The sequence below is a fragment of the Bradyrhizobium barranii subsp. apii genome (assembly GCF_011516635.5).
In the GTDB taxonomy this organism is placed as follows: Bacteria; Pseudomonadota; Alphaproteobacteria; order Rhizobiales; family Xanthobacteraceae; genus Bradyrhizobium; species Bradyrhizobium barranii.
In genome coordinates this window covers 7,157,206-7,178,286 of sequence record NZ_CP096255.1, presented here as the reverse complement: position 1 = coordinate 7,178,286, position 21,081 = coordinate 7,157,206, and the positions used below count along the sequence as shown (strand labels likewise).

Below are 21,081 nucleotides of genomic sequence, written 5' to 3'. Positions count from 1 at the left end.
TCCGTGGCGCTCCTGCTAGTCATGGCTGCCTGTGGAGGACACCATGGCTGCAAACGCATTCGACACCGAGATGACAGAGACGCCCGAGGCGCTGACCGGGCCGTGGCGCCAGCCGCGCCAGATGCTGCACGCGCAAGTCTACGACGCCCATGCCTCGATCCACGACGATGCCACCGCGCAGAAGCTCGGCTTCAAGGGCGGCACCATCGAAGGCCCGACGCATTTCAGCCAGTTCGCCCCGCTCGGCGCGCGGCTGTGGGGGCAGGCCTGGTTCGAGAGCGGTTGCCTATCCGCGCATTACCGCAATGCCTGCTTCGAAGGCGAGGAGGTGCAGGCGATGCTGTCGAAGCCGCTGCCCGGCACGAGCCAATGCCAGATCCAGATGGTCAAGCGCGACGGCACCGAGGTGCTGCGCGGCACGGCCTCGGTCGGCGAACCGCACGCGGCGACCGCGCTCGAGGCGCGCCTCACCGAGCTCAAGCCGCTCGCCGATCCCGTGATCCTGCGCGATGTGAAGGTGGCGCAGACCAGCAAACGGCAGACGGTGCGGATGGCGTTCGACCAGAACATGGGCGACCTCTATCCGTTCTCTCTCCGGCAGAAGCTCGCCGTCATCACCGAGAACTCGCCATATTATTCAGGCGCCGACAATCCGTGGGGGAAGGCCATCATCCCGATGGAGATTTTGAGCGTACTCTTCCAGTACCGTTCCAAGGACGATCCGCTGCCGGCGAAGGGGCCGGCGGTCGGCCTGTTCGCGGACCAGGAGATCAGGCTGATCAAGGGGCCGCTCTTCGTCGATGAGGAATACGAAATCGAGCGTGAGGTTGTCGCGCTCTCCGGCAGCCGCCGCACCGAGAGCGCCTGGATGAAGACGCGCGTGTTCGGCAAGACGGGCGCGGTGGTGGCCACCATGCTGCTCAACATGGCGACGCTGAAGGATTCGTATGCGCCGTATGAGATGGAGTATCGGCAGCTGTACGGCGCGGGGCGGTAGAGGCAAGGCGTTGCCACATACACGCCTCGTCATTCCGGGGCGCGCGTAGCGCGAGCCCGGAACCCATTTCACCTCACGTACTGCCGCCCGATGGATTCCGGGCTCGACGCTTCGCGTCGCCCCGGAATGACGGCGAGTGAGTCCGTCGCCACCCGCTCATCCTTTAAGCAGATGCACGTCGTAAAGCCGTCGCACAGGGAATAAGCAGCCGTCAGCCGCTGACGTAACCTTCTGAGTGCGCAGCAAATTCTCTCGCGGCCTGTGCCCCACCGCTATTGTACACAATGGCACGGCGTTTGCAGAACTCCTGGCAAAGAGAGTTCTCGCGGGGGCCTTGAGTCATGTTGAACTCGACCAAGCCGACACCGGGCGTCATCAGCGCCGAGCCCGAGCCGATCAGGCTCGACTGGCCTGCCACCGCGCTTCTCATCATCGACATGCAGCGGGATTTCATGGAGCCGGGCGGCTTCGGCGAAACGCTTGGCAACGATGTCAGCCAACTGGCGCGCGCGGTGAAGCCGATCGGCGCGGTGCTGAAGGCGGCGCGTGACACCGGCATGCTGGTGATCCACACCCGCGAGGGGCATTTGCCCGATCTGTCCGACGCGCCACCCGCAAAAGTCGAGCGCGGCGCGCCGTCCTTGCGCATCGGCGATCCCGGCCCGATGGGGCGCATTCTCATTCGCGGCGAGGCCGGCCACGACATCATTCCCGAACTTTATCCGCTCGACAGCGAAGTCGTGATCGACAAACCCGGCAAGGGTGCGTTCTACGCCACCGAGCTCACGGATGTGCTGGAGAAATACGGCATCGAGAACTTGCTGGTCTGCGGCGTCACAACGGAAGTGTGCGTCAACACCACGGTGCGAGAGGCCAATGACCGTGGCTATCGCTGCGTCGTGATCTCCGACGGCTGCGCATCCTACTTCCCGGAATTTCACGAGATGGGCCTGAAGATGATCAAGGCCCAGGGCGGCATCTTCGGCTGGGTCGCGGACTCAGCCGCAGTCTTGGAGGCAATGAAGACTTCGACCACACAGGGGTAGCATCATGAGCACATTGACGGGGACGGCCGGCAAATCTGATCTGAGCAAGTCCGAGTTCAAGCCGGCACTATGGACATCGGGCGACTGGAACGCGTTCTTCGGCTTCGGCACCAACATCCTCGTCAACATGCTGGTGCTCACGGGCCTGCTGCGCTTCGTCCTGAAGATGCCTGATAGTCTCGTGTTCGGCCGCATCCTGCCCGCCCTCGGGCTGATGATGTGTCTCTCCACCTTCTACTACGCGTATCTCGCCTATCGGCTGGCGCAGAAGACGGGCCGCAACGATGTCTGCGCACTGCCCTCGGGCGTCAGCGTACCGCACATGTTCATCGTCACCTTCGTGATCATGCTGCCGATCACGATCAAGACCGGTGACCCGCTCAAGGGCTGGTCGGCTGGCCTCGTCTGGGTGTTCTTCCAGAGCTTTATCCTGATGATCGGCGGCTTCATCGCACCGTTCATCCGCAAGATCACGCCGCGCGCGGCGCTGCTCGGCACGCTCGCAGGCGTCTCCGTCACCTTCATCTCGATGCGTCCGGCGTTAGAGATGTACATGACGCCGCAGATTGGTCTCGTCTGCTTCGCCATCATCCTGGTGAGCTGGTTTGGCGGCGTGAAATACTGGCGCGGCATTCCTGCCGGTCTTGTCGCGATCGCGGTCGGCATGGTCATCGCCTGGGGCTCGAACCTGTTCGGGCTCGGTCTCGGTGGGCTGAGCGTCAAGGGCGTTGGCGACGCTTTCGCGAACTTCGGCTTCTCGGTGCCGATCCCGGCGGTGGGCTACGTCTTCTCGGGCTTCGAGTTCCTCGGCATCATCCTGGTTACCGCCATTCCCTTCGGCATCTACGATCTCGTCGAGGCCATGGACAATGTCGAGAGCGCGGAAGCGGCCGGCGACGAATATCCGACCACGCGGGTGCTCACCGCCGACGGCGTTGTCAGCCTGATCGGCTGCCTGATGGGCAACCCCTTCATCAACGCCGTCTATATCGGTCATCCCGGCTGGAAGGCGATGGGCGGCCGCATCGGCTATTCGGCTGCGACCGGCATCATGGTGGTGGTGCTGGCCTGGTTCGGCATCATCTCGGTGCTGCTGGCGCTGGTGCCTGTCGTCGCGATCTCGCCGATCCTGCTCTATATCGGCATGCTGATCGGCGCGCAGGCGTTCCAGACCACGCCGGTCAAGCACGCGCCCGCGATCGTGTTGGCGCTGACCCCGCATCTTGCCGCCTGGGCCAAGCTCCAGATCGACACCATGCTGGGCTCGACCATGAATGCGGCGGCGACGGTCGGCGGTATGGCTGCCGACAAAGCCGACGCGGTCAAGGCCGCGGCGATCGCAGCACTTCCGCAGCAGGGCGTATTCTATCACGGCCTGGAGGTGATGGGCGGCGGCTCCATCCTCGGCGGCCTCATCCTCGGTGCGATCGGTGTCTTCATCATCGAGCGCGACTTCGAGAAGGCCTCGGCCTTCGCGCTGGTTGGTGCCGTGCTCACTTACTTCGGCTTCATGCATGGCGAAGCCGTCGGCATCGGCGGCGGCTTCGGCGTCACGCCCGCGGTGGCGTTCGCCTACGCGGTGATGGCGGCGGGACTGTTCGCGGCCAGCAGGCTCGGCGCCACCGAGCGCTACGCCGCCCATCCGGAGATGCACGCCGCGCCGGCGGAGTAGGCATCGGCCAGTATTGGTCGCCGCCGGGTGACACCATGTCGCCCGGCTGCGTTTTTTCAGGCGACGCCCAGATCGGACAGGATATCGGCCCCGGCACGAACCTCGTGACTGGATCCCCGGAAATCCTCGCCAACGGGCTCGCAGGCGCCACCCAGATGCCGTGCAAAGAACGCCTCGGCAATTGCGAGATAGGAGAGCTGGTTCGGCGGCCTCTGGAATCCGTGCCCCTCATCGGGATAGACGATGTAGGTCACGGGAATGCCTTTCGCCTGCATGGCCGCCGCGATGGTGTCGCTTTCCGCGATCTTGCAGCGAACGTCGTTGGCGCCATGAAAGATCAGCATGGGCTTCTTGATGTTGTCGACCTTGTTGATCGGTGAACGTTCGGCGAGCAGCTTGCGGCCTTCCTCGGTGCGGGGATCGCCGTAGCTGCGATACATGAATTCCGCAAAGCCGGCCCAATAGGGTGGCATCGACTCCAGCAGGGTTTGCAGGTTGGAGATGCCGACGACCGGCACGGAACAGCAGAAGACGTCCGGCGTGAAGGTTGCGCCGACGAACGAGGCCAGGCCGCCGTAGGACAGGCCGAAAATCGCGACTTTGTCCTTTTGCGCGATGCCTTCGGCGATCGCCCAATCGACCATGTCGATGAGATCGTCGTGCATCTTTCGCGCATGCTCTTTCTCGCTCGCCGCGACAAATGCCTTGCCGAAGCCCGTCGATCCCCGATAGTTGACCGAAAGCACGGCGTAGCCGCGATCGGCCAGCCATTGGTGATCCCTGCGATAGCCGTAGATATCCCGTCCCCACGGACCGCCGTGGACGATGAGGACCATCGGCAGCGGCAGAGGCGGGCGATCGCCATCGATGTCGGCGGGCAGCGTGAGGTACGAGACGAGGGGCAGGCCGTCGCGCGATTTGCCTTGCACTTCCTGCATCGAAGCGAGGCGGTAGGGCTTCAGCTCGGGGCGCGCCGAAAACAGCTCGGTGATGGTCTGCTTGTCGCGGTCAAGGAGATGATATGTGATGGGTTGATCCGGCGCGTGGCTCGCCACGATCCATCGGCGGCCATCGTCGCTTTGGCTCTCAACATAAAACGCGTGGTCGCGTAGTCGCGCCTTGATCAGATCAAGCTCGGCCGCAATCGCAGGCGTCAAAGCCGGGGGATGTCCCGATCGCTGTTGAACTACGTCGGGTCGACGTTGCCGGAATGAATATTACGCAGCCCTCGTGACGTGGGCAACGGACTTGATTGTCATGCGATCGTGGTGAGCTTGAAGGGCCGCACGCAGAACCGACAATTGCTTATGCGCCTTCAATCGTCGGAAGCCCTTGTTGGCCTCGATCATACCGGCCGCGACCCATCGCAAGGCCATACCGGCATCCCGCCAGCGTTTAACGTTGCGCGTGACGCGGCGAATGGTGCCCATCATGTTCTCGGCGATATTGGTACAGGCGAGCGATCGGCGAAGCTCCTTCGGCAACTTCAACCGGACGACAGTCAGGATTTCGTCGAGGCCTTCGAGGATACTGGCCGCAACGCCGGGCCATTGCTGGTCGAGTCGACGCGCGAGATTGCGGATCAATTTTTCAGCCTTGTCGGCGTCATCGAGCTCCCAGGCCTGGCGCAGCACCCGGCGGGTGGCCGCATGATGCTCTTTCGGCAGGCGTTCCATGATGTTGCGCGCCTTGTGGATCTGGCAGCGCTGGATCGCAGCGGCCGAACCGAAGGTGCGGCGGATCGCCTTCGACAACGCCTTCGCGCCGTCGGCGATGAACAGTCTTGGCACCGTCGGGTCGAGCCCGCGCGAGACTAGGTTGTCCAGCAGGGCCTGAACCGTTGCTGCATTCTCGGTCGCCCCTTCCACCAGCGCCAGCGGATGCTTGTTGCCTTCGCCGTCAACCCCGATCGCGGCCACCAGCACGAGATCGTCGTCGAGATGCAGCCCGTCGATTTGGACCACCAGAAGGTCGAGCGCGGACAGATCGGCAGCCATGAAGTCGGCCAGCCGCGCCGCCGACAGAGCCACGAACCTCCGCGAGGCCGCCGACTTCGAAATCCCCGATCCGGGCGGTGCCGGCACGTCACCCTCGGGCAGCCGGACGGCGCGGCCGAACCGGCGCGTCGACACATTGATCAGCATCAGGTTCATCGCCCAGCGACCGAGCCAGTCCTCCTGCGCCGCCGTTTCCCAGCTCGGGATCGTGACCTCGCGGCCGTCCATGCCCCGGACCCGCGGGCGATCGACCTCGATCTTGCCGCCGTGGAAACCGATCCGCCCCCGCGTTCGGCCCCAACGGTGCGCCCGCCGCGCCGCATCACGACCGTGGCGCGGCCCGCAGGCCGCTGTCACATCCGCCTCCATCATCGTGCCGAGCGCCTCGATTCCTGCCGCAAGGCAGAACCGATCGAAGCTCGCTCGCACTTCCGCAAATGATTTCTCCACAGCCCCGGTCGCCGGCCAACCAGCCGGTGTGATATCTCTCGTCATGGCGTTGCTCTCCTTTGTGGAATCAGCACCCCGAGCCTACCGGCTCAAGGTGGGCAACGCCGACCTCTTCAGAAATTCAACAGAACCCGGGACATCCCCCAAAGCCGTCCATTCCTGCCGACCGGGATCGATGCAGACCGCTTCGGGTTCGAGCGTCCGGGTGTTGAATATGGCTCCCGTCACATCGGCGCGGTCGCTTGCGAACAAGATACGTTCGTCACCCGTCGACCAGTTGATGCTTAGCAGGGCCGACTTGTCGTGCGTGACGCTCGAAGTCATATGGAGGTAGTTGCCCTCCGCGTCGAAATTCCAGGGCCGGGTGCTGATGTAGGCCTCGTATGAGGTATCGCGCCAATGCGTGACCTCGCCGTCGTCAATACGCCAGAGCCGTGTGCCTCCGTCAGGCGCGTTGCTGTGCGCGTAGCGCGGCTTCAACTGCCAGTCGAGCCCGACGTAATGGAACTCCTGGCGATTTTCCCAAACCAGGCTCCGTTCGCCGGTTGCGAGGTCGAGCACGTAGACATCGTGCCAGCGCGGGTCGCGATCGTTGAGGCTGACTGCAATTTTGTCAGGAACCATGTGCGACCAGTGCGTCGGCATCGCTCGGACATTGGCAAAGGGCGTGAGATCCCGGAGCTCTGAACTGCGGGGATCGACGACGAACAGGCGCAGATTCTCATCGCCGTTCTCGTCGTTGAGAAACATGATGTAGCGGCCGTCCGGGCTCCAACTCTGCCAGTTGATTGGTCGGCCCGTGGTGCGTGTCACGGGCTGGCCCGCCGCAATGCTGTCGACCGGAGAAACCCAGACGTTCAGAACGTCATCGACAGGGGCGAGCCAGGACAGCCATTGCCCATCTGGTGACAACTTGGTGCCGACGTAGGTCGGATTGCCAAACAGTTTTCGGCGCGGAATCAGAGGGCGAGCTGACATGTGGCGTCTCGTACGCAGGCGCGACTTCCATCACGCATCGTAGTGCTACGGTATGTAGCATATACACGCGAAAACCTTGCGTCAACTCCAAGTAGAGCGCGTGCTCGTGGCGCGGGAAGCGCGCAAGAGTGCGCTCCCCAGAGGATTGAGATTGGCGCAGCTACCCGCCCTTGACCGCCCCCGCCGTGAGCCCCGCCACGATCTGCCGCTGGGCGAACACTGTGAGCAGCAGCACCGGGAGGGTGACGATCAGCGCGGCGGCGGCGAGCGGGCCCCAGCTCAATTGGTCGAACGAGATCATGTTGTAGACGGCGACGGGCAGCGTGCGCGTCTCGCGTCCGGCCAGCACGATGCCGAACACAAAATTGTTCCAGGAGAAGATCACGGCGAGGATGAAGGCGACCGCGATTCCGGGCTTGGCGATCGGCAGGGCGACGTGCCGAAAGACCTGCCACCGCGTGGCGCCGTCGATCAGCGCGGCTTCCTCCAGCTCCAGCGGCGTGGTCTCGAAATAGCCGATCATGATCCAGATCACGATCGGCACCGTCACGACGAGATGGATGATGATCTGCGGCACCAGCGTACCGAGCAATCCCAGCCACTGGAACAGCAGGAACAGCGGGATCAAATAGGAAAGGCCGGGCGTGATGCGCGCGATCAGGATCACGATCGCGGATTTGTGCGCAGCCATGCGCGCGATGCCGTAGCCGGCGGGAACGCCGACGAGCAGGGCCAGCGCGGTCGCGCTGCCGGTGACGATTAGGCTGTTGACGAAATAGGTCAGGAAGCGGTTGGAAGCGAGCACGTCGGCATAGTTCTTCCAGGCGATGCGATCGGGGATGAACACCGGCGGGTAGGCGGCATTGTCGACCTCGAACTTGAGCGACAGCGACGCCATCCAGAGGAAGAACAGGATCGCCGGCGACACGATGACGAACACCGAGAGCCACAGACCGATCCTGCCAATGACCTGACGTAGGTTGATTTGACCTGGATTGATTTGACTTGGGTTGACTTGACCTGGGTTCATGCGCCGCTCGCAATTTCGGTCCACAGCATGCGCTGGCGGGCATAGAGCATCACGGCCGCAAGGGCGACGATGAGGAGGAAGAAGACCACCGCAATCGCCGAGCCGTAGCCGAGGTCGTAATAGGTGAAGGCGACGCTGTAGAGATAGATGTTGATCGTCTCCGACGCGGAGCCCGGTCCTCCCTGCGTGATCGCGAAGATGATGTCGAAACTCTTCACGGCATCGATCATGCGGATCATGCCGGCGATGAACAGAAACGGCATGATCAGCGGCAGCGTGATGAAGCGGAATACCTGCCAGAAGCTGGCGCCGTCGATCTGCGCGCTTTCATAAGGCTCGGTCGGGATCGCGGCGAGGCCGCCGAGCACGATCAGCATGACCAGCGGCGTCCATTGCCAGGTCTCGACCAGCACGAGCGAGGGAATGACGGTTGCGGGGTGAAAGACCCAGAGCTGTGCGGGGATCCCGACCAGCGACAAGAGGTAGTTCAGCACGCCGAGCTGCGGGTGAAACATCATGGTCCAGACCAGCGCGATCGCGACGGGGGTCGCCATCATCGGCATGATGAAAATGCCGCGCAGAAAGCCGCGGCCGGCGAATTTCTGGTGAAACACGACGGCCGCGAACGTGCCGAGGATCAGCGGCATCAGCACCGATAGCAAAGTGTAGACCATGGTGTGCCCCACCGCCTCGATGAAGCGGGGATCGCTCGTCAGCCGCAGATAGTTGGAAAACCCGACGAAGGTGGTCGGTGAGCCGACCTTCCACTCGTTCAGGCTCATCCAGATCGTGAAGACCCACGGGAAGATGATGATCGCGAGCACGACGACCAGCGCCGGCACCACGAACGGCCAGTAGGACGGCGGCCGCAACGCCTTCTCCGGCGCGGCATCAGACTGTGCCGCGGCCGGAGTCGATTGTGTCAACGCACTCACGCCTTTTCGCTACGCTCCAGGATCGGCCGGTACTGATCGTGAGCCTTCTTCAGCTCGGTTGCGGGATCGGCGCCCGATAGTGTCGAGGTAAGAGCCGCGCCGACGAGATCGCGGAATTCGGCGACCGGGATCACGACGGGAAGGCCGAGTTTGCTGATCTTGGCGGAATCGATCACCGACTGCAGCCACTCCTTGGGCATCTTCACGCCGTTCTGGACCTCGGGATCGCCGAGGATCGAGTTGCGGAACGGCACGCCGCCGCCGGCCTGCAACAGGCGCGCGCCCTGCTGCTTCGAGACCGCCCACTGGCAGAGCAGATAGGCGGCTTCCTTGTTCTTGCTGGCCGCAGCAATGCCGATGCCGTCGCCATAGGTGGCCGAATATTGCCCCTTCGGTCCGGCCGGCACGACGGTGTAGCCGACCTTGCCGACCACGCGCGAGGCGGCGGGGTCCTCCAGCGGCGGCGCCCAGCCGACGCCGTCGATCCACATCGCCGAACGTTCTTGCGTGAACGAGGCCATCGACTCCATCCAGTTGAAGCCGGCGACGCCTGGCGGGGCGACCTTCGTCAGCAGCGTCTGATAGAGCTTTGTCGCCGCGACCGCCTCTGGACCGTCGGTCAGGATGTTGCCCTTGGCGTCGAGGAATTCGCCGCCATAGTTGAGGAAGAAGTTGGTCCACAACGTCATGTTGGCGTTGCGCAGGCCCCGTCCGACGAAACCGTAGGTGCCTTCCTTGGTGTCGGTCAGTTTTTCGGCGGCCGCGACCATCTCGTCGAGGGTCTTGGGGACCGCGACGCCCTTCTTCTGGAACAGCTCCTTGTTGTAGTAGAGGATGAAGTAATCGACCGACCAGGGCAGCGACAGCATCTGGCCCTTGTCGTTCTTGGCGTATTGCAAGCCGGCGGCCGAGAAATCGCTCTCGACGAGATCGGGTGCCGTCAGCGTCGGATCCTTCATGAAGGGCGTCAGGTCGGCGAGCCAGCCCCCCTTTTCGAACTGCCGCTTCTGGACGTGATAGCTGAGATGGACGACGTCGAAGCTCGGCCGGCCCGAGGTCAGCTCGATCACCACTTTCTGGCGCTGCTGCTGCTCCGGGATCTGTTCGGATTCCACCTGGATGCCGGTGAGCTCGGTGAACTCCTTGATGTTTTTTTGCAGGTTGTCGCCGCGCGGACCCTTGGCGAGGATCACCTCCAGCTTGGTCCCGGCGTATTTCTTCCAGTTGACCTCGGCGCGTGCCGGTAGTCCGGTCAGGCTGAGCGCGCCAGCCGCGGCGGTCCCCGTCAACAGCGTGCGGCGCGAGATGTTATGGTTGGCCACGTCAAATCCCTCCCTCTGATTCATTTTCTTTGGGAGGGATACTAACGGCCGTGCCACGCCTGCCTAGTCCTAATCTGGGAACTCAGGGACGCACGGCAGGCGTCTCCATCGGCAGGCCGCGCGCCCGCGACATCTAGAGTTCAAGCGCGACCAGCTCGGGCGCGCCGTAATCATAGGCCTGGGCGCGTACGCCGGTCATGCAACTGCGCAACCTTCGCTCGATCGACCCCAGCGTCTGCCACTCCAGGCGGTAGAGCGGATAGCCGGTCGGCTGCGCTTGCGTGATCGGCGCGCCCGCAAGACGCTTGTCGAAATTGTCGTCGTGGCAATTGGTGCAGGCGAGGTTGAGCTGGCCCTCGCGCCGCATGAAGAGGTCGCGGCCCTGCGCCACCGCGCGCGTGTCCGGCCCCATGAACGAATAGCCGGAGCGGCGCGCGTCCGGCGGAATTTCGCCGGCGAGCAGGGCAGGGGCCGCGGCCAACAATGTTGCCGCCGCTATCGCGCGCCAAAAGATCATTCGACCGTGATCGAGGCCGATGCGGTCGACGAATAGCCGTTGTCGCCGATCCATTCGAATTCGAACTTGCCGCTCTCCTTCGCGACCGTGAAAAAGGAGAGATATGGGTTGGCCGCGATCGCCGGAAACAGGTCGGCGCGGAAAACTTCGGTGCCATTGTAGCGGCACGTAAAACTCGTGATGATGTCGCGCGGCACCAGCGCGCCGTCCGCGGTGTGGCGGAAGCCGGTCTCCATGATGTGCGAGGTCAGCGTGCGGATCTCGATGACATCGCCGCGTTTGGCTTTTGTCGGAACGTTGATGAGCGCGGCCATCAGTTCATCTCCTCGGTACAGGCGGCCAGCGTCACGACGATGTCGGCGGCGACCTGCCAGAACGTGTCATCGGACATGCGTGCGATTGCCACCACCTTCTGGGTGTCGGCCAGCCGCATGCGGGTCGAGACCTGGGCGCGGCCGGAGGAGGGGTTGAGATAGAAATTACCGATGTTCGGCTGCGGGTTCTTCTCGTTGAAGACGTGGATGCTCTTGACGTAGTCGTTTGCCGTCATCGGGCTTGCGACGCTTACCGTCATCGGCACGGTGTTGCCGTTCTCGACCAGCGGCGGAATGTCGAGCTTGATCTTGCCGGTGCGAATCTGGGCTTCGCCGACGACGTTGCGGATGGCGGTGCTGAGCATCGCGGGCGTCGCTTCCAGCGGTCGCAGCGTGACGATCGGAATCGTTCCGGCGACCGTCGCGCCGCCTGCAATACTCAGGAATTGTCGTCGCGTGGTTGGCATGAAGCTAGTTCCGAAGCGTTACAAGAAAGGCCACGATGTCTTCGATCTCCGCGGCGGATAATATCGGCTTGCCGGCAAAATTGCGCCCGACCCGGACCAGCCCGTCGTTGCGATAATAGGACGGCATGATGGTCTGCGGGTTGTAGCGCGATGCATCGACCAGCCGCAGCCGCAACTGGCCCGCCGACCACCAGTTTCCGGTGCCGGTGAGATCGGGCGCGAGGTCGCCCTGGAACCGCGCCTCCGGGAACGGACCGGAATGGCAAAGGATGCAGGTCGTGGTGCGCGCCACCACCAGCGCGCGTCCACGCGCGGCATCGGCTGGTGAGCCCGTGAGCGGCTCCGGGATGGTGTCACCGATGATTTTGTAGGGCACGAGCTCGTCGGCTCTTGCGCCGCAAGCCAAGGCAACGCCGGCGGCGATCAGCGCTAAGATATGAAGGAATGCTCTAGCCAAAGGTGTCCGCCGTGATGGTTTGAAACCAGCGCTCGGCTTCAGCCGCCTCGCGGGCGCGGAGCTCGCGTGGTGCATCGACCGGGCTGGTCGCGCCGCCTTCGACCTCGGCAAAGATGTCACCCCTGGGCTGGTAGTTGCCGGCGAGCGAGAAGCCGTAGCCGGGCGCGGCGGTTGTATAGCAGACGCCGGTCAGCCGCGGCGTCTCCGGCGCGCGGCCCGCGAACAGGTTGACGATGGCGGCGGCGCAGGCCTTGCCCTGTGCGGTCGCGGCCGACGCCGATTTGGGAATGCCGCCGCCGAGGCAGGCATCGCCGATGACGTGGATGTTCGGGACGAGCTTCGACTCGAAGGTCACGGGATCGATCGGGCACCAGCCGGTCGCATCCGCCGCGCCCGCGATCTCGGCGATGCGGCCGGCGCGTTGCGGCGGGATGACGTTGGCGACATCAGGCGTGTAGTTGCCGAACTCGGTGATGATGGTCCTTGTCGAAGGATCGACCGAGGTGACGCGACCGCCCTGCGACAGCGCGATGCGCTCGATCATGTCGCCATAGAGCTCCTTCCACGCCTTCTCGAACAGCCGCTGCTGCGAAAAATTGTCCTTGGCATCGAGGACCAGCACCTTCGAGCGCGGCTTCTTCGTCTTCAGGTAATGCGCGATCAGGCTTGCGCGCTCGTAAGGCGCAGGCGGGCAGCGCGAGGGATTGGCCGGGATCGCGATGGCGACCGTGCCGCCGTCCGCCATCGCCTCCAGTTGCCTGCGCAGCAGCAGCGTCTGCGTCCCGGCCTTCCAGGCGTGCGGCATTTTTTCGGATGCCGCTTCGTCATAGCCGGGCAGGGCCTCGAAATGGAAGTCGATGCCGGGCGAGAGCACGAGACGGTCATAGGGCAGCGCGACGCCGTCGGTCGTCACGACGCTGCGCCGCTGCGGCTCGATTGTGGTCACGGCCTCGCCGATCACGGTGATGCCCTCGGCGGCGAGCTTGTCATAGTCAAACTGCTGCGCGTCGATCTCACGCAGGCCCGCAATCACCTCGTTGCTGAAGGGGCAGGAGGTGAAGACCGCGTTCGGCTCGATCAGGATGATTTGCAGGTTTTCCTGCGCGCGTTTCAGCGCGCGGGCGCAGGCCGCGCCGCCGAACCCGCCGCCGACCACGACGATACGTGCTGCCGATTGCGCGCGCGGGACCGATGGCCGCGCCAGCGTTGCGGCGGCCGCGGTGATGCCGAGCACGGCATTCCGCCGTGTCACCGGGCGCGTGGTCATCAGGATCATCCAGGCAAAAATGCCGCGGCGGCCGTTGCAGCCGCCGCGGCGTTTCTCAGGCGAAGGTGATGTTCTGGTCGCGCAGCGGCACCGAGCGGATGCGCTTGCCCGTCGCCGCGAAATAGGCGTTGAGCACCGCCGGCGCCGCGACGCCGATGGTGGGCTCGCCGACGCCGCCCCAGAACCCGCCGCTCGGCACCATCACCGATTCCACCTTCGGCATCTCGTTGATGCGCATCGAGTTGTAGGTGTCGAAGTTGGTTTGCTCGATCTTGCCGTCCTTGACGGTGCAGCCGCCGTAGAACAGCGCGGAGAGGCCGTAGACGAAGGAGCCGGCGATCTGCCGCTCCACCTGCGCCGGATTGACGACGTAGCCGGGATCGGTGGAGGCGACGATGCGATGCACCTTGATCTTGTTGCCGTCGGTCACCGAGATCTCGGCGGCGCCGGCGACATAGCTGCCATAGCCCATGACCTGCGCGATGCCGCGATAGACGCCCTGCGGTGCCGGCTTGTCCCAGCCGATCTTCTCGGCCACGGCATTGAGCACCGCCAGATGCTTGGGATGATTGCCCATCAGCTTGCGGCGGAATTCGAGCGGGTCCTGACCTGCGGCCTGGGCCAGCTCGTCCATGAAGCATTCCATGTAGATCGCGTTGTGATTGACGTTCACGCCGCGCCAGAAGCCGGGTGGAACGTGCGGGTTGCGCATCGCATGCTCGATCAGGAGGTTCGGCACCGAATAGCCGAACGCGGCTTCGCCGGACTGAGCGACGCCCTGGAATGCGGCCGGATCCATACCGTTCTGCAGCGCTTCGGGGCGGAGCGAGAACAGGATCGACTGTCCGGACAGCCGGTAGTGCAGCGCGACCAGATTGTTGTTGGCGTCGAACGCGCCGGTCATCTTGCACTGGGTGATCGGGTGATACCTGCCGTGCGCCATGTCCTCTTCGCGCGACCACAACAGCTTGATCGGCGTGCCCGGCATCTGCTTGGCGATCATGACCGCCTGACGGACGTAGTCGGTCTGGCCGCGCCGGCCGAAGCCGCCGCCGGGCATCACCTTGTACATGTCGCACTTCTCTGCCGGCAGGCCGGAGGCTTCCAGCACCGCCGCGAAGACGGCCTCGCCGTTCTGCGTGCCGCACCAGACCTCGCATTTGTCGGCCGTGTAGAGCGCGGTGGCGTTCATCGGCTCCATCGTGGCGTGGTTCTGGTAGGGGTAGTTGTAGACGGCTTCGACCTTCTTCGCTGCGCCGGCAATCGCGGCTTTGACGTCGCCGTTCTTGTTGCCGACATAGGCCGGCTGCGAATCGTCGAGGCCCTCAGCCAGCCACTTCGCGATCGACTCGCTGGAGACCTTGGCATTCTCGCCCTCGTCCCAGACGATAGGCAGCGCTTCCAGCGCGGTCTTGGCGTGCCACCAGGTGTCGGCAACGACCGCAACCGCGGTGTCGCCGACCTTGACGACCTTCTTGACGCCTTTCATGCCGGTGATCTTGGCTTCGTCATAGCTCTTCAGCTTGCCGCCAAACACCGGGCAGTCCTTGATTGCGGCGTTCAGCATGCCCGGCAGCTTGACGTCGATACCGTAGGTCATCGTGCCGGTGGTCTTGTCGGCGGTGTCGAGCCGCAGCAGGCCCTTGCCTGCGATGGTCCAGTCCTTGGGATCCTTGAGCTTGACGTCGGCCGGCGGCGTCAGCTTGGCGGCGGCTTCTGCGACCTTGCCGTAAGTCGTCGTCTTGCCCGACGCCTTGTGGGTGATGACCCCCTTGGCGACGGTGCATTCGGAGGCCGGCACCTTCCACTCATTCGCGGCGGCCTCGATCAGCATCACGCGCGCGGTGGCACCGCCCTTGCGGACATAGTCTTGCGAGCTGCGGATGCCGCGGCTGCCGCCGGTCGAGAAATCACCCCAGACGCGCTTGCGGGCGACGCTCTGGCCGGGAGTCGGGTATTCGGTCGTGACCTTCGACCAGTCGCATTCGAGTTCCTCGGCGACCAGCTGGGCCAAGCCGGTGAGCGAGCCCTGGCCCATCTCGGAGCGGGCGATGCGGATCACGACGGTGTCATCGGGCCTGACCACGACCCAGGCGTTGACTTCCGGCGCGCCGTCGGCCGCGCGGACCACGGCGGGGCCGCCGAAGGGGAGATCGAGCCCGATGGCGAGGCCGGTGCCGACAGCGGCGGTGCCGATGACGAAGGCGCGACGGTTCATCTTGGGAGAAACATGCTTGTTCATGGGGCGGCTCCTCAGGCGCTGGCGATCGTGTGGATCGCTTCGCGCACCTGCTGGAAGGTGCCGCAGCGGCAGATATTGGTGATGGCCTCGTCGATATCGGCGTCGGTCGGCTTCGGCTTCTCGGCGAGAAGCGCGGCCACCGCCATGATCATGCCGCTCTGGCAATAGCCACATTGCGGAACGTCCTTGGCGATCCAGGCTGCCTGCACCTTGTGCAGCGTGTCGCCGGACGCGAGCCCTTCGATCGTGGTGATCTTCTTGCCTTCGGCCTCGCTGACCGAAATCCCGCAGGAACGGATGGCGACGCCGTCCATGTGAACGGTGCAGGCGCCGCATTGCGCAATGCCGCAGCCATATTTGGTGCCGGTCAGGCCGGCATTCTCACGGATCGCCCAGAGCAGCGGCGTATCCGGCTCGACGTCGAGCGTGAAGGTTTTTCCGTTGATTGTTAGGTTTGCCATCGCAAGTCCCCTGATTGGCCCAATCCACCGATCGGACTCAGGGAACAATGTGTCTGGCAAATTGGAACTGTTCAAATCAATAGTCCGAGGGGTGGCCAACAGCGAGGCTGGCATGCGCGGGGAAGAATGTCGGAAGCGCGGTGTTGCGTTGTGAACGGCGGTGCAAATCCGCAGCCTTTGGTCGCATCGAATTCGTTTGACTATCTGAGGGTATTGTACAACCTTTGGTTTGATGGATCATTAGTCCATCCTAAGGGAGAATCTTCATGGGCCGCATCGTCACGATCGATCTCGAAAAAGTTCTCGCGTCAGGTAACGATCTCAAAGCCAAGTCACCGTCCGGACTCACCACCCACGCCGATTTGCTCAGCCTTGCCAGCGACGTCAGCAAGGACCCGGTCTCCTATCTGAGCAGCGTTGGCGTACAGCTCGACGACCAGACGGCGTCGATGCTGCGGAACAAGCTGGCCACGCGTAGCGGCGGCGTACAGGCCGGTACGATCCATATCGACATCCTCTGATCCCGCATCTGCAGATCACGATGGCCGGCTGACCGGTTCGCCGGGCAGCCGGGATATGAGGTCGTCGGCCATGGCGTTCGGCGCACAATTTTTATCCGATTTCCGCGCGGCCAGGGTGACGCCTACCAATCTCGTTCTGAACGTCACTCTGAAATGCCCGCTCAAATATTCGCATTGCTGCTTTTCATCTGACATGTTTCACGGCGGGCACCTGTCCGCCGCGGACGTTCATCGTTGCATTCAGCAGGCCGCACAGATCCCGTCGATGGAGATCATCCATTTCGTCGGGGGTGATCCGATGCTGCATGCGGACATCGTTGCCGACGCCGTGGCCCTGGCCGCGTCGCTGGGCTTGCGCGCGGGCATCACCACGAGCGCGTTCTGGGCCAAGTCGCCCGCGCGTGCGACAACGGCTGTCCGGCGATTGCGCGATGCCGGCCTCACCGAAATGACGCTGTCTTACGACGATCCCCACGCCGAGTTCGTGCCGCTGAACTTCATTGCCAACGCGGTCGCTGCTGCGCGCGAATGCGGCCTGCTGCTTCGGATCGCCGTGGTGGTCGAGGCGGGTTCGAAGATCACTGCCGCCAGCCTGCGCGCCGATCTCGGCCTTCAGGACGAGCCCGGCATCAACATCTATGAGACCGTCGCGAACTCGACCGGTCGCGGTGAGGGCACGGACGAGGACACGCAGGCGGGGCGCGTTCGCCACGCCTCGGCCTATCGCGGTCCCTGCGAGTCCGTTCTCCACACGGTCACGGTCGACCACGAGGGCGGCATCCGGCCCTGCTGCGGCGTGCTTCCCCATTACGACTCGCTGAAGGTCGGCCACATCGCGAAGGAAGGGATCGAAGCCGCGATGCAGGCGGCCGCGGACGATCCGCTCTACAGATGGATCAGGCTCGAGGGACCCGTCGCCATCCTCGCCGCAGTCACGGCCGCCGATCCCGTGCCGATGCGCGTTGAGGATTTCGACGGCATCTGCACCGCCTGCGACCGCATCTTCCGCTCGCCAGAGCTGCTGGCGCGCGTGCGCGAAGCCGCCGAGGCGCGCCGCGGCCAGATCGAGACCTGCGAGATCCTGCTGGACGGGCAAGCTGCATCTGCCAACCTCGTGGCCGCACAATGAGCGTCGATGTCCTCTTCTGCTCGGCGCCGGTGATGTCGGTGGTGCGGCCATCGGCGGCGCTCGGCCTGTTGCAGGCCTTGCTGCGGCAGAAGGGCATTCGGGCCGAGACGCTCTATCTGAACCTGCTCTTCGCCGACCGCATCGGGCTCGATCTGAACGAGCAGCTTGCGGAGAAGCTGCCGAGCCATCTCCTCGCCGGCGATTGGCTGTTCGGCGATTGCCTGGGCACGCGGCCCGGCCGGCCGCAGGCGCAGCGCCACCTCAGCGAGCTCAGCGCCGCCATCGAGCGCAACGGGCTGGACCAGCTCTACGAGATCCGCCGCAACCTGATCCCGTCCTTCGTGGCGGAAGCGGCCGACCGGCTGCTCGAACGCACCCCCAAGATCATCGGCTTTACCTCGATGTTCGAGCAGACGGCCGCTTCGCTCGCGATCGCGGCCGCGGTCAAGGCGCGTGATCCGTCCGTCGTCGTCTGCTTCGGCGGCGCCAATTGCCATGGGCCGATGGGCGCGGTGCTGCTGAAGAACTTTGCGCAGATCGACTATGTCTTCAACGGCGAGGCCGATACCGTGTTCGGGCCGGCCGTCGAGGCGATCCTGCGCGGCGAAGTGCCTCGCGGCCTCCCGGGATGCCTGTCCCGCGACCAGCCGGCTGCTGGCGCAGCAGCCGGACCGACCGCGATGGATGCGCTGCCGATCCCCGACTACGCCGACTATTTCGCGCAGTTCCCCTGGATGTCCGAAGCGGCGCGCGTGCGTCCCTCGATTCCGTTCGAGTCCTCGCGCGGCTGCTGGTGGGGGCAGAAGCACCATTGCACGTTCTGCGGCCTGAACGGGGAGGGCATGGCGTTCAGGGCCAAGTCGGCGCCGCGCGTGCTCAGCGAGATCGAGACCCTGCATGCGGAGTTCGGCATCGGGCGCTTTGCCGCGACCGACAACATCCTGGGCATGTCCCATATCGACGACGTGCTGGGCAGGCTCGCCGAACGCCCGGCACACGGCTTTCGCTTCTTCTACGAGATCAAGGCCAATATGGACGAGGCACAGCTCGAGAAGCTGGCGCTCGCGGGGACGGTCTGGTTGCAGCCCGGCATCGAAAGCCTGTCGGATCCGGTGCTGCATCTCATGCGCAAGGGTGTGAGCGCCTTGCTCAACCTGCGCCTGCTGCGCAATTGCCGCGAGCTCGGCGTCGGGCTGGTCTGGTCGATCCTGTACGGATTTCCCGGCGAGCCCCGCGACGCCTACGACGCCGTCGCAAAAATGGTTCCGCTGCTCGAACATCTTCAGCCGCCGGTCGGCTGCGGCCGTATCCGGCTCGACCGGTTCAGTCCCAATTTCGAGCGCGCCGCCGAGATCGGATTCCGCAACATCACGCCGATGCCGGCCTATGGCGCGATCTACGATGTCCCTGACGAGGATCTTTTCGATCTCGCTTATTTCTTCGAGGGCGACGCACCCGATGCCGCGCGCGAGCAGGATCTGGTGTCGCTCAAGGCGGCGAGCGCGGCTTGGCGCGCGCGCTGGTTCGATCAGCCCTTTGCGCCGCAATTGACGATGACGGCGGTCGGCACGGCGCATCTCGTCAGCGACACCCGGGCCTGCGCGCTCCAGCCGTTCTATTGTCCGACACTGGCCGAGATCGCCGTGCTCAATCTGCTGCGCAATCCCTGCACGCGACTGAGCGTCATTGAACAGCTTGCCGATCGTTTGGATGCGGCATCAGTCGAGGCCGCGCTGGATGCGATTCTGGCGCGACGGTTTGCGATCGAGATCGACGGCAGGGTGTTATCGCTCGTCACCGAGGCCGGCCGGGAGATTTTTGATGCCGACGCCCGTGCCGAGTTTCCGCTCGGATTCATTCTGCCACGCGAGCGTATCGCGCTGCCGGAAGAAGTCGGGTTGCACGCGGCCTTGACGAATGCCCGCGACGAGCCGGCAGGCCTCGAACGGGTGCAGCCATGACCGTCGAAGTCCGCCCCCTCGGCGACAAGTGCAACATCAAGTGCCGCTACTGCTATCAGGAGGGCATCCGCACCGCCGGCAACGTGCCGACGCGTTACGATCTCGATGCGATCATGGCGACGCTGGACAGATTGGCGGAGCCCTTCAGCCTGTTCGGCGGCGAGATCATGCTGACGCGCCGGCCCGATCTCGAACGCCTGATGCAGCTTGGCTTCGACCGTCATGGCGGCGTCGGCATGCAGACCAACGGCACGCTGATCGAGGAGCGCGACATCGAGCTCTTCAGGAAATACCACGTGCGCATCGGCATTTCGATTGACGGGCCGGGACCGCTCAACGATGCCCGCTGGGCCGGCAGCCTGCCGGCGACGCGGCGTGCGACCGCGCGCATCGAGGCGGCGATCGAGACGTTGTGCCGGGAGGGCATGCCGCCGAACGTGATCGTGACGCTCAACCGGATGAACGCCGCGCCGGCTCGGCTCGGCGTGCTGTGCGAGTGGATCGGGTTTCTCGGCAGCCTTGGCGTGCGCAAGCTGCGCCTGCACCTGCTGGAGCAGGACGAAACGGAAAGGGGCGAGGGTCTCGCGCTCACCGCGCAGGAGAACCTTGCGGCTTTGAGGCGACAGCGCCGGCTCGAACAGGAGCTGCCGTCGGTTCAGTTCGACATCTTCGCCGAGATGGCCGCGATGCTCAGGGGCGATGACGCGCAGACCTCATGCGTCTTCCGCGCCTGCGATCCCTATGCAACGCGCGCCGTGGTGGGTGTCGAGAGCGATGGCCGGCTCGGCAATTGCGGCCGCACCAACAAGGATGGTGTGACCCATCTGCGTGCCGGCCGCGAGGCCTTCGAGCGCCAGCTCTCGCTTTACCGGACGCCGCAGGCCGATGGCGGATGCGAGGGGTGCCGGTTCTTCCTGGCGTGCAAGGGCAATTGTCCGGGCACCGCGATCGACGGCGACTGGCGGATGCGCTCGATTGATTGCCCGGTGTGGTTCGGCCTGTTCGAGGACATCGAGACCGAACTTCAGGCGAACGATGAGGTCGCGATCAGCCGCTCGGAGTGCCGGTCCGATCTCGAAGCGAAGATGATCGCCGCCTGGTCGATCGGTGACAATCCGACCCTGCATTCATTGCTCCAGCAGGCGGACGCACCATGACGTCCGCCTGGCCGACCTGCTGGCTGACCTGGCCCCGTCCTCCGCTCGCGGCCGCGCCGCGGGAGCCAGCCGTCGCCAAGGCAGCGACGCAGCGCATCAGCTTCACCGGCCCGCAGGCGCGCTCGCTCTGGCAGCCGCGTCTGGATCGCCTCAGGCATGCG

At 64.4% G+C, this 21,081-nt stretch carries 20 protein-coding genes; 7 read left to right on the top strand and 13 right to left on the bottom strand.

Annotated features, from left to right (window positions below):
* Positions 1–43 precede the first annotated feature (43 nt).
* The 3 genes from HAP41_RS34470 to HAP41_RS34460 all read left to right on the top strand — a co-directional run bounded on the left by HAP41_RS34470 (position 44) and on the right by HAP41_RS34460 (position 3,715).
* The gene (locus tag HAP41_RS34470; protein WP_166088934.1) at positions 44–997 is read left to right on the top strand and encodes a hypothetical protein; all 954 of its coding nucleotides are present in this window, start codon (positions 44–46) and stop codon (positions 995–997) included.
* A 341-nt stretch (positions 998–1,338) separates the two neighbouring features.
* A complete protein-coding gene (locus tag HAP41_RS34465) occupies positions 1,339–2,043 on the top strand; it encodes a cysteine hydrolase family protein (RefSeq protein WP_166088950.1) in 705 nt (234 codons plus the stop codon).
* 4 nt (positions 2,044–2,047) lie between these two features.
* On the top strand, positions 2,048–3,715 hold the full coding sequence (locus tag HAP41_RS34460; protein ID WP_166088958.1) for a regulator: 1,668 nt from the start codon (positions 2,048–2,050) through the stop codon (positions 3,713–3,715).
* A 56-nt stretch (positions 3,716–3,771) separates the two neighbouring features.
* Here HAP41_RS34460 and HAP41_RS34455 read toward each other — a convergent pair whose 3' ends face one another.
* The 13 genes from HAP41_RS34455 to HAP41_RS34395 form a co-directional block, all read right to left on the bottom strand.
* Complete coding sequence (locus HAP41_RS34455; protein WP_166088961.1) at positions 3,772–4,872, bottom strand: alpha/beta hydrolase family protein; 1,101 nt, start codon at positions 4,870–4,872, stop codon at positions 3,772–3,774.
* Positions 4,873–4,932: 60 nt separating this feature from the next.
* Complete coding sequence (locus HAP41_RS34450; protein ID WP_166064748.1) at positions 4,933–6,207, bottom strand: IS256 family transposase; 1,275 nt, start codon at positions 6,205–6,207, stop codon at positions 4,933–4,935.
* A gap of 36 nt (positions 6,208–6,243) precedes the next feature.
* Positions 6,244–6,975: a hypothetical protein gene (locus HAP41_RS34445; protein ID WP_224580661.1), complete on the bottom strand. Its 732-nt coding sequence runs from the start codon at positions 6,973–6,975 to the stop codon at positions 6,244–6,246.
* Positions 6,976–7,300: 325 nt separating this feature from the next.
* Positions 7,301–8,170, bottom strand: coding sequence for a carbohydrate ABC transporter permease (locus HAP41_RS34440; RefSeq protein WP_175618034.1), 870 nt, complete (start codon positions 8,168–8,170; stop codon positions 7,301–7,303).
* A complete protein-coding gene (locus HAP41_RS34435) occupies positions 8,167–9,105 on the bottom strand; it encodes a carbohydrate ABC transporter permease (protein WP_166088975.1) in 939 nt (312 codons plus the stop codon). Before HAP41_RS34435 ends, HAP41_RS34440 begins: the two co-directional genes overlap by 4 nt.
* The gene (locus HAP41_RS34430; protein WP_166088987.1) at positions 9,102–10,451 is read right to left on the bottom strand and encodes an ABC transporter substrate-binding protein; all 1,350 of its coding nucleotides are present in this window, start codon (positions 10,449–10,451) and stop codon (positions 9,102–9,104) included. The genes HAP41_RS34435 and HAP41_RS34430 overlap by 4 nt, the downstream gene beginning before the upstream one ends.
* A gap of 109 nt (positions 10,452–10,560) precedes the next feature.
* Positions 10,561–10,944, bottom strand: a complete 384-nt coding sequence (locus HAP41_RS34425) for a hypothetical protein (protein ID WP_166089001.1) — start codon at positions 10,942–10,944, stop codon at positions 10,561–10,563.
* Entirely contained in the window at positions 10,941–11,258 is a 318-nt protein-coding gene (gene soxZ, locus HAP41_RS34420) for a thiosulfate oxidation carrier complex protein SoxZ (RefSeq protein WP_166089045.1), read from the bottom strand. The genes HAP41_RS34425 and soxZ overlap by 4 nt, the downstream gene beginning before the upstream one ends.
* Positions 11,258–11,725: a SoxY-related AACIE arm protein gene (locus HAP41_RS34415; RefSeq protein WP_166089062.1), complete on the bottom strand. Its 468-nt coding sequence runs from the start codon at positions 11,723–11,725 to the stop codon at positions 11,258–11,260. The genes soxZ and HAP41_RS34415 overlap by 1 nt, the downstream gene beginning before the upstream one ends.
* Positions 11,726–11,729: 4 nt before the next feature.
* The gene (gene soxX, locus HAP41_RS34410) at positions 11,730–12,182 is read right to left on the bottom strand and encodes a sulfur oxidation c-type cytochrome SoxX (RefSeq protein ID WP_166089085.1); all 453 of its coding nucleotides are present in this window, start codon (positions 12,180–12,182) and stop codon (positions 11,730–11,732) included.
* On the bottom strand, positions 12,175–13,458 hold the full coding sequence (locus HAP41_RS34405) for an NAD(P)/FAD-dependent oxidoreductase (protein ID WP_175618035.1): 1,284 nt from the start codon (positions 13,456–13,458) through the stop codon (positions 12,175–12,177). The genes soxX and HAP41_RS34405 overlap by 8 nt, the downstream gene beginning before the upstream one ends.
* A gap of 46 nt (positions 13,459–13,504) precedes the next feature.
* Complete coding sequence (locus tag HAP41_RS34400) at positions 13,505–15,691, bottom strand: xanthine dehydrogenase family protein molybdopterin-binding subunit (RefSeq protein ID WP_166089103.1); 2,187 nt, start codon at positions 15,689–15,691, stop codon at positions 13,505–13,507.
* Positions 15,692–15,702: 11 nt separating this feature from the next.
* Positions 15,703–16,152, bottom strand: a complete 450-nt coding sequence (locus HAP41_RS34395; RefSeq protein ID WP_028156974.1) for a (2Fe-2S)-binding protein — start codon at positions 16,150–16,152, stop codon at positions 15,703–15,705.
* 266 nt (positions 16,153–16,418) lie between these two features.
* On the opposite strand from HAP41_RS34395, the gene HAP41_RS34390 reads away from it, so the two are divergent.
* Genes HAP41_RS34390 through HAP41_RS34375 form a run of 4 tightly spaced genes read left to right on the top strand, consistent with a single transcriptional unit; the run spans position 16,419 to position 20,920 of the window.
* On the top strand, positions 16,419–16,673 hold the full coding sequence (locus tag HAP41_RS34390) for a hypothetical protein (RefSeq protein ID WP_028150121.1): 255 nt from the start codon (positions 16,419–16,421) through the stop codon (positions 16,671–16,673).
* Positions 16,674–16,728: 55 nt separating this feature from the next.
* Positions 16,729–17,802 carry a radical SAM/SPASM domain-containing protein gene (locus HAP41_RS34385; protein ID WP_321576656.1) on the top strand — a complete coding sequence of 358 codons (1,074 nt, stop codon included), beginning with the start codon at positions 16,729–16,731 and terminating at the stop codon, positions 17,800–17,802.
* Positions 17,799–19,763 (top strand): RiPP maturation radical SAM C-methyltransferase, encoded by a 1,965-nt coding sequence (locus HAP41_RS34380; protein WP_166089178.1) that lies wholly within the window; start codon positions 17,799–17,801, stop codon positions 19,761–19,763. The genes HAP41_RS34385 and HAP41_RS34380 overlap by 4 nt, the downstream gene beginning before the upstream one ends.
* Positions 19,760–20,920 (top strand): radical SAM protein, encoded by a 1,161-nt coding sequence (locus HAP41_RS34375; RefSeq protein WP_166089208.1) that lies wholly within the window; start codon positions 19,760–19,762, stop codon positions 20,918–20,920. The genes HAP41_RS34380 and HAP41_RS34375 overlap by 4 nt, the downstream gene beginning before the upstream one ends.
* Positions 20,921–21,081: the final 161 nt, after the last annotated feature.